Source organism: Erythrobacter sp. QSSC1-22B (genome assembly GCF_001678665.1).
Taxonomy (GTDB): Bacteria; Pseudomonadota; Alphaproteobacteria; order Sphingomonadales; family Sphingomonadaceae; genus Qipengyuania.
In genome coordinates this window covers 267,193-281,439 of sequence record NZ_LZRP01000001.1, presented here as the reverse complement: position 1 = coordinate 281,439, position 14,247 = coordinate 267,193, and the positions used below count along the sequence as shown (strand labels likewise).

Here is a 14,247-nt window from a genome sequence, read left to right as displayed (position 1 = left end):
GGCGCGATAGGACCCGGCAATGGAAATGCCGACCATCAGCGAGCACAGCGCACCGCACCGAAGCGACCCTGGCCATGACCGCGGCCAGGATCGCGGCCAAGGACTGCTGGAGGGTGCGCAGCGCTTCGCCCGCAAGCCCGGCCTGCTCGCTCGGCTGACTGCGCCCGCGCTGGGAAAATTGCTCGCCCGGATCGACGCCGCCATCACCGAAGGCACGATCCACGGAACGTTGCCCGACGGCACGCCGCGGCTGCTGGGAGGGCGCGCGCCGGGGTTCGAATGCACGGTCGAGCTGCGCAGCTGGAACGCGCTGGTGCGGCTGGCTTCCAACGGGTCGGTCGGCTGGTATCAGGCCTGGGAAGCGGGCGAATGGTGGAGCCCCGATCCGGTGCCGCTGTTCGCGTTGTTCATGCAGCATGCCGAGCGGCTGGGCGACACCGGCCGCGCCAAGGGGCCGTTCCGCCACGCGCTCCGGCTGGCGCATCTGGTCAACCGCAACACCCATGCCGGCGCGCAGAAGAATATCGCCGCGCATTACGATCTCGGCAATGATTTCTACGCCCAGTGGCTCGATCCGACGATGAGCTATTCCTCGGCCATCGACGCAAGCGATGGCGATCTCGAAGCGGCGCAGCGGCGCAAATGGACCGCGCTCGAGCAGCGGCTGGGCAAACCCGCAAAAGTGCTCGAGATCGGCTGCGGCTGGGGCGGGCTGGCGGGCCACCTTGCCCGCGGTGGCGCTGATGTGACCGCGATCAGTCTCTCGGCTGAGCAGCTCGACTGGGCGCGGGCGCACCACCCGGATGGGGCCGATTTCCGGCTGCAGGACTACCGCGACACCGACGGGTGCTACGACGCGGTGGTGAGCGTCGAGATGGTCGAGGCATTGGGCCGCGAATACTGGCCGACCTTCATGGATTGTCTCGCGCGCAATCTGAAACCCGGCGGGCGCGCCGCCATCCAGTATATCGCGATGCGCGACGATCTGTTCGACGCCTACGCCGCCAGCGCCGATTTCATCCAGGCCTATATCTTTCCCGGCGGTCTGCTGATCCGCACCAGCGAGTTCCAGAGGCTGGCGGAGCAGCGCGGGCTGCGCTGGACCGACCAGAGCGATTTCGGACAGCAATACGCCGAGACGCTCAGGCTCTGGCGCGCAAATTTCGATCGCGCCGTCGCTGAGCACCGCCTGCCGCCCGGGTTCGACCCGGGCTTCGTCGCTCTGTGGCGCTATTATCTGATGTATTGCGAGGGCGGGTTCCGCGGGGGCGGGATCGATGTCCATCAGGTTACTTTGATCAACGATAACGAGGGAGAGAGTCGATGAGGAAACGGATGATTTCGAGCGGGTTGGCGGCATTGCTGCTGGCTTCCTGCGCGACGGTGGACACGGGTTCGCGGCCCGCCGAGGGCGCCATGCTTCCCTCGGGCGATGCGGCGGTGATGCGGCTGCCCGCGATCACGCCTGCGCCCGATGAACTGCAGGTGCTGTTCTGGGACGATGCGACGCGGCTGGCGCGCTTCCGCGATATGGAGAGCTGGTTCGCTGGCCACGAAGTCGCTGCCGATCCGAGCCCGCGCGCGCTGCCCACGGGCGCGGCCTTGCCCGCGGGCCTCGCCACCGAAATTCGCAGCGCGATGGAAGGCACCGGTGCGGTCGGGGTGATGGTGCTCCAGGCCGGGGCGGTCCGCTTCGCGGACTATGCCCCCGGCTTCGGACCCGAGCAGCGCTGGACCAGCTTCTCGGTGGCGAAAAGCTTCACCTCGACCCTGCTCGGCGCCGCCTTGCGCGACGGCCATATCGCCAGCCTCGACGATCCGGTGACGCAATATGTGCCCGGGCTGGTCGGCTCGGCCTATGACGAGGTCTCGGTCCGCCAACTCGCCACCATGACCTCGGGCGTCGCATGGAACGAAGATTACAGCGATCCTGCCAGCGATGTCGCGCAGCTCAATCGCTTCGTCCTCGAACATGGGCCAGATGCCATCGTCGCGCAGATGCGCGCATTGCCGCGCGAAGCGCCTCCGGGCGAGAAATGGGTCTACAAGACCGGCGAGACCAATCTGCTTGGCCTGCTGGTCGAGAACGCGGTCGGCATGTCGCTGGCGGGCTATGCCAAGGAGAACATCGTCGATGCCGCGGGCTTCGAGGGCGACATGTTCTGGATGACCGATCCGCGCGGTGGCAATGTCGGCGGCTGCTGCCTGTCGCTGCGGCTGGCGGATTACGCGCGCTTCGGCCAGTTTGCGCTCGAGGGCGGCGGCGACGTCGTGCCGGTCGGCTGGTTCGGCGAGGCGGGCGCGCAGCAGGTCGATTTCGGCGGGCAGGGCTTCGGCTATGGCTATCAGTGGTGGACCTATCCCGGCGGCAATTTCGGCGCGCAGGGGATTTTCGGCCAGTCGATCACGCTGGTGCCCGAAAAGGACATCGTGGTCGCGATCGTCAGCAATTGGCCGACCGCGAGCAGCGGCGATCTGCGGCGCCGGTGGCTCGGGATCACCGCCAAGCTGGCAGCACTCGAATAGGCTGGAAATGCGGCGGCGGGGTCAGCCCCCGTCGCCGCGATACCGCGCGATGATGTCGTCGTGGACGATCGGGCTGAGCAACTCGGTGAAGGCGCAGCCGACGGTGCAGTCCTGCCACCAGACGACCTGAGCCTGCATCGATTGCAAGCCGGGCATCGTCAGCCAGCACAATTGGCCTTCGTGCATCCGGTTGATCGCAGCGGCGGAAAAGCCCGAGATCGACAAATCCTGCACGAAGGTGCGAAAACCGCGCCCGCCCGAAGCGCGCAATTGTGAGGGAATGGCCAGCCGGGTGCGCGGGCCGCAGCGGTCTTCCTGAGCGGCGCGCTGGTAGCTGTCCTCAAAGGCGTTGGTCGTCATGGTCGCCCGTCCTCGATCCGAAAGGGCTGGTGGGCGGAATTCGGTCCACCCGCCAGGCCCGTCACTTGTCGGGGAACTTGCTTGTCAAATCGCTAGCGCGGCTGGTTAACCGGGCTCCGCCACGCGCTCTCGGTGTGCGGTCTCGTAGCCATTAACCACCAGCTCGACGATCCGGGCGGAGACCACGCCTGGCTCCTTGACGGTTTTGGGGTCCTCGCCGGGATAGGCCTTGGCGCGCATGCTGGTGCGGGTGGCGCCGGGATCGAGGATGGCGACGCGGATATTGCCGATCTTCTCGACCTCGCGGGCGTAGGATTCGAGCAGATTGTCGAACGCCGCCTTGGTCGAGCCATAGGCCGACCAATAGGCGCGCGGATCGGCGCCGACGCTGCTGGTCAGCCCGATGACGCGGCCTGCCTCGGCGCGCTTGAGCAGCGGATCGAACGCCGCGAGCAGCGCCTGGGTGGCGAGGATGTTGACCGTCACTGCCCTGCCGAATTCCTTGCGATCGATCTGTGTGACCGGGCTCAGCGTGGGCAGGAAGGCGGCGGAGATGACGAGGATGTCGAGCACGTCCCAGCGCCCGGAGATCGCCTGCGCGAGGCGGGCGATCCCGTCGTTCTCCTCGAAATCGACCGGGGCGATGGTCGCGCTGCCGCCGACCGCGTGGATGCGATCCTCGACCTGCTCGAGCGAACGGACGTCGCGCCCCGTCAGCACGACATGAGCGCCGGCCTCGGCCAGCGCCAAGGCGGTCGCGGCGCCGATGCCCTTGCTCGCGCCGGTTACGAGCGCAGTTTTTCCCGCAAGCGGTTTCGCCTGTTCCGTCATTACGCGACCTTTCCGACCGGCAGCGAGAGCTGGCCCTGCGCATCGTCGCGCCGGGCGATATCGGTCAGCGAGGTGGGATAGTCGCCGGTGAAGCAGGCGTCGCAGAATTGCGGGCAGGCCGAGTCGCGCGGTTTGTCGCCGACGGCGCGATAGAGCCCGTCGATCGAGACGAAGGCGAGGCTGTCGGCCTTGATGAATTGACGCATCGGTTCCAGATCCATCCGCGCGGCCAGCAGCTTGGAGCGTTCTGGCGTATCCACGCCGTAGAAACAGCTGTGCGCGGTGGGCGGGCTGGCGACGCGGAAATGCACTTCGGTGGCGCCGGCATCGCGCATCATCTCGACGATCGAGAGGCTGGTGGTGCCACGCACGATCGAATCGTCGATCAGCACGATGCGTTTACCCGCCACGAGCGCGCGATTGGCGTTGTGCTTGCGCTTGACCCCGGCGTGACGCGCGCCATCCGACGGCTGGATAAAGGTCCGCCCGACATAATGCGAACGGATGATCCCCAGTTCGAACGGCACCCCCGATTGCTGGGCATAGCCGATCGCCGCGGGGACGCCGCTGTCGGGGACGGGCACCACCAGATCGGCCTCACAGGGGCTTTCCACCGCCAGCTGCGCGCCAATCGCCTTGCGCGCCTCGTAGACGCTGCGCCCGGCAAAGATGCTGTCGGGGCGGCTGAAATAGACATGCTCGAAGATGCAGGGGCGCGGCGAATGGTTGCCGAAGGGGTGGAGCGAATCGACATTGCCGTCGAAATCCACCTTGATCAGCTCGCCCGGTTCGACCTCGCGCACCAGTTCGGCGCCCATCACGTCGAAGGCGACGCTTTCGCTGGCAAACACCGTGGCGTCGCCGATCCGGCCCATCACCAGTGGGCGGATACCCAGCGGGTCGCGGCAGGCGATCATCCCGGCCGGGGTCATGACGACGAGCGCATAGGCACCCTCGAGCAGCCGCAGCGCATCGATCAGCCGGTCGGTAATGGTGGGATAGCGGCTGGTGGCGACGAGGTGAATGATCACCTCGGTGTCGCTGGTCGACTGGAAGATCGACCCGCGGCGCACCAGATCCTCGCGCAAGGTCCCGGCGTTGGAGATATTGCCATTGTGCGCCACCGCAAAACCGCCGCCCGCCAGATCGGCATAGAGCGGCTGGACGTTGCGCAGACCGGCGCCGCCGGTGGTGGAATAGCGGACATGCCCCGCGGCCATCATCCCCGGCAGTTCGGCGATCGCGTCCTGTCCGGAGAAATTGTCCGCCACATGGCCAAGGCCCCGGCGGCTGTAGAATTCCTGTCCGTCGAAGGAGGTGATCCCGACCGCCTCCTGTCCGCGGTGCTGCAGCGCGTGGAGGCCCAGCGCCGTTGCCGCGGAGGCATCGGTGGCATTGATGGCGCCGAACACGCCGCACTCTTCGCGCAGCTTGTCGCCGTCCGCATCGTGGAAGGGATGGGTGAGGTTCATCGCTCGCCTATATGGGGTGGCCGCCGGGCCGTCCGCTCGCAGGTCCAATGGCGATATTACGCTCCGATTACAAGGCTAGCGCGATGGGTCGTGCATGATCCACCCGGACGCCGCGACGCGCGAGCGAATGCGGAAACCACCGGGATTTCATTGCAGCGAAAGCAAAGCCTGCCTAGAGCGCTGCTCTCCTGCAACCGCCTGGCGAAACCCCGATCTTGCTGCTTTCTCCCTTCGAATGGACCATCGCCAAACGCTATTTGCTGCCCGGCAAGAGCGAGGCCTTCATTGCGCTCGTCGCCGGGATTTCGGTGGGTGTGGTGATGCTGTCGGTCGCGATGCTGGTCATCGTGATGAGCGTGATGAACGGGTTTCGCGCCGAACTGCTCGACAAGATCGTCGGGCTCAACGGCCATGCCATCGTCCAGGCCTATGGCGGGCGGATGGACGATTGGGAGGATATCCTCGAGAAAGTGCGCTCGACCCCTGGCGTCGTCGATGCCTCGCCGCTGATCGAGCAGCCGCTGTTGACCAGCTTCAACGGCCGGGTCGAGGCGGTGCTGGTGCGCGGCAACACCGCCGAGGACATTCAGGGGATGACCCCCAATGTGGTGAGCGGCGATATCAGCGCGTTGCGCGCCGGCGCCAGCAATGTCGCGATCGGCGTGCGGCTGGCGCAGAACATCGGCGCGCGGGTGGGCGACACCATCACGATCATCAACCCGCAGGGTCGCTCGACTCCATTCGGGACCGTGCCACGACAGGTCGGCTACACCGTCTCCGCGATCTTCGAGGTGGGTATTTACGAATACGACCAGGCCTTCGTCATCATGCCGATGGCGGATGCCCAGACGCTGCTGCTGCTGGGCGATATCGTGAGCATGATCGAGGTGACGGTCGACGACCCTGACAATGTCGGGCAAATCCTCCAACCGGTGGCGGAAGCAGTCGCGGGCAGGGCGGTGGTCTCCGACTGGAAGACGATCAATTCCACTTTGTTCGAAGCCCTTCAGGTCGAGCGCGTGGCGATGGCCTTTGCGCTCAGTTTCATGGTGCTGGTGGCCGCATTCAACATTCTCTCCAGCCTGGTGATGCTGGTGCGCGCCAAGACCCGCGACATCGCGATCATGCGCACAATGGGGGCGACGCGGCGAAGTCTGCTCAAGATATTCGTCACCACCGGCTTTACCGTCGGCGCAATCGGCACGGTCGCCGGGCTGATCCTCGGCACGATCGTGCTCTATTTCCGCCAGCCGATCGTCGAGTTCATCGGACTGGTAACCGGGCAGGACCTGTGGGACCCGGAGGTGCGCTTCCTTTCGACTTTGCCCGCGCAGGCGGACCCGGTCGAGATCGCGATGATCGTGCTGCTGGCATTGGGGCTCAGCTTCCTCGCCACGCTCTACCCGGCGCTCAAGGCCTCGGGGACCGATCCGGTGCAGGTGTTGCGTTATGAATGAGCCGGTCCTCGAATTGCGCGGGCTGACCCGCAGCTTCGAACAGGGCGGGGTGCGGATCGACGTGCTGCGCGGCGTGGATATGGCGATCCAGCCCGGCGAGATCGTCGCGCTGCTCGGTCCCTCGGGCTCGGGCAAGTCGACGCTGTTGCAGGCGGTCGGGTTGCTCGAAGGCGGCTTCGGCGGCGAAATCCGCATTGCGGGCAAGCCGGTCGACCAGAAGGATGCCCATGCGCGAACGCTGCTGCGCCGCGACCATCTGGGCTTCGTCTACCAGTTCCACCACCTGCTGCCCGATTTCGACGCGCGCGAGAATGTCGTCCTGCCGCAGATGATCGCCAATCGCTCGCGCGCCGATTCGCAGGTGCGGGCCGAGGAGCTGCTCACCGCGCTCGGGCTGGGTCACCGGCTGACGCATCGGCCCAGCCAGCTTTCGGGCGGCGAGCAGCAACGCGTCGCGGTGGCGCGCGGGCTGGCCAATCGCCCTACGCTGGTGCTGGCCGACGAACCCACCGGCAATCTCGACGAGGCGACCAGCGACAAGGTGCTGGCGCAATTCCTCGAGCTGGTTCGCGGCGAAGGCAGCGCCGCGCTGGTCGCGACGCACAACGAGCGGCTGGCGGCGAAGATGGACCGGGTGCTGCGGTTGCACGAAGGTCGGCTGGATTGAGGACCCACAGCGCGGGTCGGGCGTTAGACCGGCCAAAGGGAGCATCGAATGACTGACCATCCAAGCACATTTCACGCCCACGATACGCACCGCGAAGGCATCCAGTGGGACGACCGCGCCTCGCTTCACCGGGTCGGTGAAAACAATAGCCTGCTGGATAGTGCCAAGGGCTTGCGTTCCGGTACATTCGCCGAGATTATACGCCACATGATGATGCTCCCCGAAACGGAGCGCAGCAGCTATTACATCGAGAAGGCCGGCGATCGCGAATTTCACGCCGAGGAAGTCGCTTCGCTGGCCCAGCGCAAGGATTTCCCGCAAGGATGAGCGCGTTTCGATGACCAGCATCGCCGATTTCACGGTCACCACCAATCGCGGCGAGCCGCTCGACCTTGGCGAGAAGCTGGGCAAGGTGCTGCTGGTGGTCAACACCGCGAGCAAATGCGGCTTCACCCCGCAATATGACGGGCTGGAGGAGCTTTACCGCGATTTCGGCGATCGCGGTTTCGAGGTGCTGGGCTTCCCCTGCAACCAGTTCGGCGGGCAGGAACCGGGCTCTGCCGAAGAAATCGGCGAATTCTGCAAGGTCAATTTCGGCGTCACCTTCCCCTTGATGGAAAAGGTCGAGGTCAACGGACCCGGCGCCAGTCCGCTGTTCGACTGGCTCAAGCGCGAGGCCAAGGGCGTGCTGGGCTCCAAAGCGATCAAGTGGAACTTCACCAAATTCCTGATCGACCGCGACGGCAAGGTGGTCAGGCGCTACGGCCCCAGCGACAAGCCCGCTGGTATAGCTGCGGATATCGAAGCGCTGCTCTAACCGGATTGCGTGGCGCCGAATGGGCCACAGGAGAAACCCATGCTCGAAGCCTTCAACGACTGGCTGCTGTCGCTCGGCGGGCAATACAATGTGAACCCCTATGTTTTCGGGGCGATCTATATCGGCGCAATCCCGTTCTTTCTCGGCTCGATCGCCTGGCTGGTGAAGCGCGCGCGCGCCGGTCGCTCGACCGTGCTGCCGACCATGCTGGCGGGGTTCTTCTTCGTCTCCGCCTATATTTATCTGGGAATCTTCGGCCAGGACATCCCGCTGTGGGTGTGGATCTTTCTCGCCGCGCTGATCCTCTACGGCGCCTGGTCGACGGTGCGCGATACGCGGCGCAAGATCAGGGCGACCGACGAAGTCTGACCTGAATATTGGCGCGGCTGGTTGCTGGCTGCGATGCCGGAAAACCGCCGCCGCTCCCTTGGCGAATCCGCGCCGGCAGCGCATATCCGTGCCATGCCTTTTGCTCCCTTCGTACCGCTGCGCGTTCTCTCCGCCTACTCCATGCTCGAAGGCGCGATCGAGCCCAAGGCGATGGCGAAACTGGCCAGGGAACGCGGCTTTCCCGCCATCGCGCTGGCCGATCGCAACGGGCTTTACGGCGCGGTCATGTTCGCCAAGGCGTGTCTCGACGAGGGCATCCAGCCGATCATCGGCACGCTGCTGGGGGTCGCGCGCGCGCGCGACGATGGCAGCACCGGCAAGCAGGTCGATTACCTCCCGCTCTATGCGCAGGACGAGACCGGCTACGACAATCTGTGTCACCTCGTCAGCAGGGCGCATCTCGAACGCCCGCTCGAATTCGAGCCGCATGTCCTGCTTGCGGATTTCGTTGGTCGTACCGAGGGCCTGATCGCGCTCACCGGCGCCAGCGAGGGCGCGGTGACCAGGCTGCTTGCCGAGGGGCAGACCAGCCACGGCGAGGCGTTGCTCGACCATCTGCAGGCGCTGTTCCCCGAGCGGCTCTATATCGAACTCGCGCGGCGCGGCGATCCGGTCGAGATGGCAGCGGAAGATGCTTTGATCGCGCTCGCCTACGCCCGCGACCTGCCGCTGGTCGCCACCAATCCAGCTAATTACGCCGAACCGCATATGCATAAGGCGCACGACGCCATGCTGTGCATCGCCGGATCGACCCATGTCGATGCCGAAGACCGGCTGCGCTCCAATCCCGAAAGCTTCGTCAAATCGGCAAGCATGATGGACGAGGGCTTCGCCGATCTCCCCGAAGCGGTGGCCAACACGCTGGTGATTGCGCAGCGCTGCGCCTTCGCGCCGCCCAACCGCGCGCCGATTCTGCCGAGCCTCGCGGGTGATGTCGAGGGCGAGGCGCGGATGCTGGCCTCGGATGCGCGCGCCGGGCTGGAAGCGCGGCTGGTGCCCTACGGCGCGATGAGCGACGAGGAGCGGCGGGTGTATTTCGACCGGCTCGACTACGAGGTCGGGATCATCAACCAGATGGGCTTTCCCGGTTACTTCCTGATCGTTGCCGATTTCATCAAATGGGCCAAGGAACAGGATATCCCGGTGGGCCCGGGGCGTGGTTCGGGCGCAGGTAGTGTGGTCGCCTGGGCGCTGACCATCACGGATCTCGATCCGCTCAAGCTCGGGCTGCTGTTCGAGCGCTTCCTCAACCCCGAACGCGTTTCGATGCCAGATTTCGACATCGATTTCTGCGAAACCCGCCGCGGCGAGGTGATCCGCTACGTCCAGGACAAATACGGCCACGACCACGTCGCGCAGATCATCACCTTCGGCAAGCTCAAGGCGCGCGCGGTACTCCGCGATACGGGCCGAATCCTGCAGATGAGCTACGGCCAGGTCGACCGGCTGTGCAAGATGGTGCCGAACCATCCCACCGACCCGTGGACGCTGCCGCGCACGCTCAATGGTGCGGCCGATTTCCGCCGCGAATACGAGAACGACAATGATGTGAAGCGGCTGGTCGATCTGGCGATGCAGCTCGAGGGTTTTCCGCGCAATTCCTCGACCCACGCCGCGGGCGTTGTGATCGGCGACAGGCCGCTGGCGCAGCTGGTGCCGCTTTACCGCGATCCGCGTTCGGACATGCCGGTGACGCAGTTCGACATGAAGCATGTCGAGTCGAGCGGTCTGGTCAAGTTCGACTTTCTCGGCCTCAAGACGCTGTCGGTGCTCAAGAAGGCGACCGATCTGCTGGAGAAACGCGGCGTCAGCATCGATCTCGCGCTGCTCGAGCTCGACGATCCGGCGGTCTACGAGCTGATGAAATCGGGCCACACGGTGGGCGTCTTCCAGCTCGAATCCGAGGGCATGCGCCGCACGCTGACCGCGGTGAAGCCGACCAATTTCGGCGACATCATCGCGCTGGTCTCGCTCTATCGCCCGGGCCCGATGGACAACATCCCTCTGTTCGGCAAGCGCAAGGCGGGCGAGGTGCCGATCGAGTACCCGCACCCCCGACTGGAGGAAATCCTCGCCGAGACCTACGGCATTTTCGTCTATCAGGAACAGGTGATGCAGGCCGCGCAGATCCTCGCGGGCTATTCGCTCGGCGATGCCGATCTGTTGCGGCGCGCGATGGGCAAGAAGGTCCAGGCCGAGATGGACGCCCAGCGCCAGCGCTTCGTCGATGGCTGCAAGACCGTCTCGGGGATCGATGCCCGCAAGGCCAACGAGCTGTTCGACTTGATCGACAAATTCGCCGGCTACGGTTTCAACAAGTCGCACGCCGCCGCCTATGCGCTGCTCGCCTACCAGACCGCCTGGATGAAGGCGCATTACCCGGAAGAGTTCTTCGCCGCCTCGATGTGTTTCGACATGCACCAGTCGGAAAAGCTCGCAGTGTTCGTCGACGACGCACGCCGCTCGCCGCTGCGGCCGGGCGGGGTGACCATCGCGCCGCCCTGCATCAACGCCTCGGTCGCCGAATTCGGGGTCGAGCAGACCGACGATGGCTATGCGGTGCGCTATGCGCTGGCGGGGATCCGCAATGTCGGCGGCAAGGCGATGGACGCGATCTGCGCCGAGCGCGATGCCTCGGGCCCGTTCGAGAGCCTGTCCGACCTGTTCGGACGGCTCCCCAAGGGCTCGATGAATTCGCGCCAGCTCGAGGCGCTGGCCTGCACCGGCGCGCTCGATTCGCTCGAGCCCAACCGCGCCAAGGTGTTCGAGAATGCCGACCTGTTGCTGGCGGTGGCCGATGCCGCCGAGCGCGAGCGCTCGAGCGGGCAGGCGGCGCTGTTCGGCGGCGAGGAAAGCCATCAGGGCGAGACACTCAGGCTCAAGGAGGTCGAACCGTGGCCGCGCGCGCAGATGATGGCGCATGAGCGCGACAATTTCGGGTTCTATTTTTCCGATCACCCGGTCCAGGCCTGGCGTCAGGTCGCCTCGGCCAATGGCGCGCGCAGCTACGCTTCGTTGATGACTGGCGCAGCCCCTGTGGGCGGACGCGCGCCGGCGGTGATGGCGGCGATGATCGAAAAGGTGAACAAGGGCACGACGCGGCGCGGCAAGCCCTTTGTCCGCGCCGATTTCTCCGATGCCTCCGGCCAGTTCAGCGCCGCCTGTTTCGAGGAAAGCCTGGTCGAGAATTTCCTCCGTTGGGCCGAGGACCAGACCTGCCTGCTGTTGCAGGTCGAGCTCGACAGCCCGAGCCCCGATGAGCCGCCGCGGATCACCGTGCGCGGCGGGGTGCCGCTCGAACAGGTCTCGAGCAGCGCCCGGATGACGCTCAGCCTCGATGTCACCGAGGAGGCGGGTCTTGCCGCGCTGCAGATGGAGCTCGGGGAAACCGGCGGCACCGGCGAGGTCATCGCCACGCTGCGCACCGGGCTGGCGATCGAGCCCACGTTAAGGCTCGGCAGCGGGTTCCAGCTCGACGGCGAACTCGCCGAACGCTTGGCAAGCGTGCCCGGGCTTGCCAATGTGCATCTGACCACGCGGCGCGGTGGGAGTCATCTCCGCCTCGTCGCCTGAATGCATGCCCACCAACGGGCAGCAAACACGGGAGAGAGTTGCGAATGTCGGGAGCCATGCAGGACTGGACCATGCGGGTAACGCATGTGATCGATCACGCCGCGCGCGAAGCGGGGACGCGCGAAATCGTCACGCGCTGGGCCGATGGCAGCGAAACGCGCACCGACTGGAACGGCATCCGCCGCGACGCGCTGAAAATGGCGCAGGCGCTTCAGGCGCTGGGGGTGAAACCCGGCGACCGGGTTGCCAGCCTGGCGATGAACCACGCGCGCCATCTGGTCAGCTGGTATGGTGTAGCCGGAATGGGCGGGGTGCTGCACACGGTGAACCCGCGCCTGTTCGAGGATCAGCTCGAATATATCGTCAACCACGCGGAGGATAAGGTGCTGTGTTACGATGCGGCCTTCCAGCCGGTGGTCGACATGATGCGCGACCGCTGGACCACGATCGAGCACTACATCTGCTACGATTCGGATGAGCACGCGCCGGCCTTCGAAGACTGGATCGGCCAGCAGGATGGCGATTTCGAATGGGTCGAGGGCGACGAGCGCGATCCGTGCATGCTGTGTTACACCAGCGGCACCACCGGGCATCCCAAGGGCGTGCTCTACGAACACCGCTCGACCGTGCTTCACGCCATTGCCGGGCTCCAACCCGCGGCGTTCAACTTCAGCGCCTCGAGCGTAATGCTCCCCGTGGTGCCGATGTTCCACGCTGCAAGCTGGGGCCTGCCCTATGCGGGCGCGATGGCGGGGATCAAATTCGTGTTTTCCGCGGTCAACGATCCCGCGGTGCTCGACGAGCTGATGAAGACTGAAGGCGTCACCGACAGCGCCGGCGTGCCCACCGTGTGGCTGGCGCATTTCCAGTATTGCGATGCCAAGGGGCTCGAGCTGCCCAAGCTCAAGGCTGCGACCATCGGCGGCTCGGCCGCGCCGCGCTTCATGATCGAGCGGCTGATGAAGAACGGCACCCGTGTCCAGCACGCCTGGGGGATGACCGAGACCAGCCCGATCGGCACGGTCGGCGGCCCGACCCACGATTGGGACCAGCTCACCTTCGAGGAACAGGTCGACAAGACCGCGATGCAGGGCCGCCCGACCTTCGGGGTCGAGCTGCGCACCGTCAGCCTCGACGATCCCACCCAGGTCCTGCCGCGCGATGGCGAGAGCTCGGGCGCACTGCACATCCGCGGGCCATGGGTGATCCGGCGCTATTTCCGCGCCGAGGAGGACGCGCTGCTCGAGGGCGGCTGGTTCGACACCGGCGATGTCGCGATCCTGCATCCCGATGGCACCATGCAGATCACCGACCGCACCAAGGACGTGATCAAGTCGGGCGGTGAATGGATCAGCTCGGTCGAGCTGGAGAACGCAGCGGTCGGCCATCCGGCGGTGGCCGAGGCCGCCGCGATCGGGATCCACCACCCCAAATGGGACGAGCGCCCGGTGCTGTTCGTGGTCAAGAAGGAAGGCCACGATGTGACAGGTGGCGAGGTGATCGAATTCCTGGCCGACAAGGTCGCCAAATGGTGGCTGCCCGATGCGGTCGAATTTGTCGACGACATCCCCCACACCGCCACCGGCAAGATCAGCAAGAAAGATCTGCGCGATCGCTTTGCGGAATACCGTCTAAAAGAGTGATCGCAGGCAGTCGGCGAATTGGCAGAAACCGAGGAAACCCATGTCCAACGAGACCTATATCGACCCGAGCCGCGCCAATTTTGACGCCTTCAAGGACCTGCCACGCGACCGGCCGATCCATATGCTCAACCTGCTGCAATATCGCGATGTGGCGGAATATCCCGATGGGCACGAGAACGCCGGCAAGGGATGGAGCGGGCGGCGGGCCTATGAGGAATACGGTGCCACCTCCGGCCCGATCTTCAAGCGCGTGGGCGGCAGTATCGTCTGGCGCGGATTGTTCGAAACGGTAGTGACCGGCCCCGATGCGATGCGCTGGGACGACGGCTTCGTCGCGCAATATCCGACCGCCGGGGCCTTCCTCGAGATGGTCACCGATCCCGAATACCAGAAGGCGGTCGTCAACCGCACCGCGGCGCTGATCGACAGCAGGCTAGTGCGCTTCGCGCCGGGCGAGGCGGGCGAGGGGTTCTAGAAGAGCGCGATGTTTAGGTCGTCCTCGCCAGGAGCG

Annotated in this window: 13 protein-coding genes; 10 read left to right on the top strand and 3 right to left on the bottom strand. The window is 65.5% G+C overall.

Features of this window, described 5'->3' with window-relative positions; genetic code table 11:
- The first annotated feature begins 25 nt into the window (after window positions 1-25).
- Both A9995_RS01290 and A9995_RS01285 read left to right on the top strand, forming a co-directional pair.
- Entirely contained in the window at window positions 26-1,327 is a 1,302-nt protein-coding gene (locus A9995_RS01290; protein WP_082992444.1) for a cyclopropane-fatty-acyl-phospholipid synthase family protein, read from the top strand.
- Complete coding sequence (locus A9995_RS01285) at window positions 1,324-2,526, top strand: serine hydrolase (protein WP_067608048.1); 1,203 nt, start codon at window positions 1,324-1,326, stop codon at window positions 2,524-2,526. Before A9995_RS01290 ends, A9995_RS01285 begins: the two co-directional genes overlap by 4 nt.
- 21 nt (window positions 2,527-2,547) lie before the next feature.
- On the opposite strand, the gene A9995_RS01280 is transcribed toward A9995_RS01285, so the two are convergent.
- The 3 genes from A9995_RS01280 to purF all read right to left on the bottom strand — a co-directional run bounded on the left by A9995_RS01280 (window position 2,548) and on the right by purF (window position 5,189).
- Window positions 2,548-2,886, bottom strand: coding sequence for a PilZ domain-containing protein (locus tag A9995_RS01280; RefSeq protein WP_067608045.1), 339 nt, complete (start codon window positions 2,884-2,886; stop codon window positions 2,548-2,550).
- A gap of 105 nt (window positions 2,887-2,991) precedes the next feature.
- Complete coding sequence (locus A9995_RS01275; RefSeq protein WP_067608042.1) at window positions 2,992-3,717, bottom strand: SDR family NAD(P)-dependent oxidoreductase; 726 nt, start codon at window positions 3,715-3,717, stop codon at window positions 2,992-2,994.
- Entirely contained in the window at window positions 3,717-5,189 is a 1,473-nt protein-coding gene (gene purF, locus A9995_RS01270; RefSeq protein WP_067608039.1) for an amidophosphoribosyltransferase, read from the bottom strand. Before purF ends, A9995_RS01275 begins: the two co-directional genes overlap by 1 nt.
- Window positions 5,190-5,404: 215 nt before the next feature.
- Between purF and A9995_RS01265 the strand changes: the two genes are divergently transcribed.
- From A9995_RS01265 to A9995_RS01230, 8 genes are all read left to right on the top strand, one after another.
- Window positions 5,405-6,646 (top strand): lipoprotein-releasing ABC transporter permease subunit, encoded by a 1,242-nt coding sequence (locus tag A9995_RS01265; RefSeq protein WP_067608037.1) that lies wholly within the window; start codon window positions 5,405-5,407, stop codon window positions 6,644-6,646.
- Entirely contained in the window at window positions 6,639-7,313 is a 675-nt protein-coding gene (locus A9995_RS01260; RefSeq protein ID WP_067608034.1) for an ABC transporter ATP-binding protein, read from the top strand. The genes A9995_RS01265 and A9995_RS01260 overlap by 8 nt, the downstream gene beginning before the upstream one ends.
- 48 nt (window positions 7,314-7,361) lie before the next feature.
- Window positions 7,362-7,640 (top strand): hypothetical protein, encoded by a 279-nt coding sequence (locus tag A9995_RS01255; RefSeq protein WP_067608031.1) that lies wholly within the window; start codon window positions 7,362-7,364, stop codon window positions 7,638-7,640.
- Window positions 7,641-7,650: 10 nt separating this feature from the next.
- Window positions 7,651-8,130, top strand: coding sequence for a glutathione peroxidase (locus tag A9995_RS01250; RefSeq protein WP_067608029.1), 480 nt, complete (start codon window positions 7,651-7,653; stop codon window positions 8,128-8,130).
- Between the two features lie 39 nt (window positions 8,131-8,169).
- Window positions 8,170-8,499: a hypothetical protein gene (locus A9995_RS01245; RefSeq protein ID WP_067608026.1), complete on the top strand. Its 330-nt coding sequence runs from the start codon at window positions 8,170-8,172 to the stop codon at window positions 8,497-8,499.
- 93 nt (window positions 8,500-8,592) lie between these two features.
- Complete coding sequence (dnaE, locus tag A9995_RS01240; protein ID WP_067609423.1) at window positions 8,593-12,093, top strand: DNA polymerase III subunit alpha; 3,501 nt, start codon at window positions 8,593-8,595, stop codon at window positions 12,091-12,093.
- A gap of 44 nt (window positions 12,094-12,137) precedes the next feature.
- Complete coding sequence (locus A9995_RS01235; protein ID WP_199797189.1) at window positions 12,138-13,736, top strand: long-chain fatty acid--CoA ligase; 1,599 nt, start codon at window positions 12,138-12,140, stop codon at window positions 13,734-13,736.
- Window positions 13,737-13,776: 40 nt separating this feature from the next.
- Window positions 13,777-14,211, top strand: coding sequence for a DUF1330 domain-containing protein (locus tag A9995_RS01230; RefSeq protein ID WP_067608021.1), 435 nt, complete (start codon window positions 13,777-13,779; stop codon window positions 14,209-14,211).
- Window positions 14,212-14,247 lie beyond the last annotated feature (36 nt).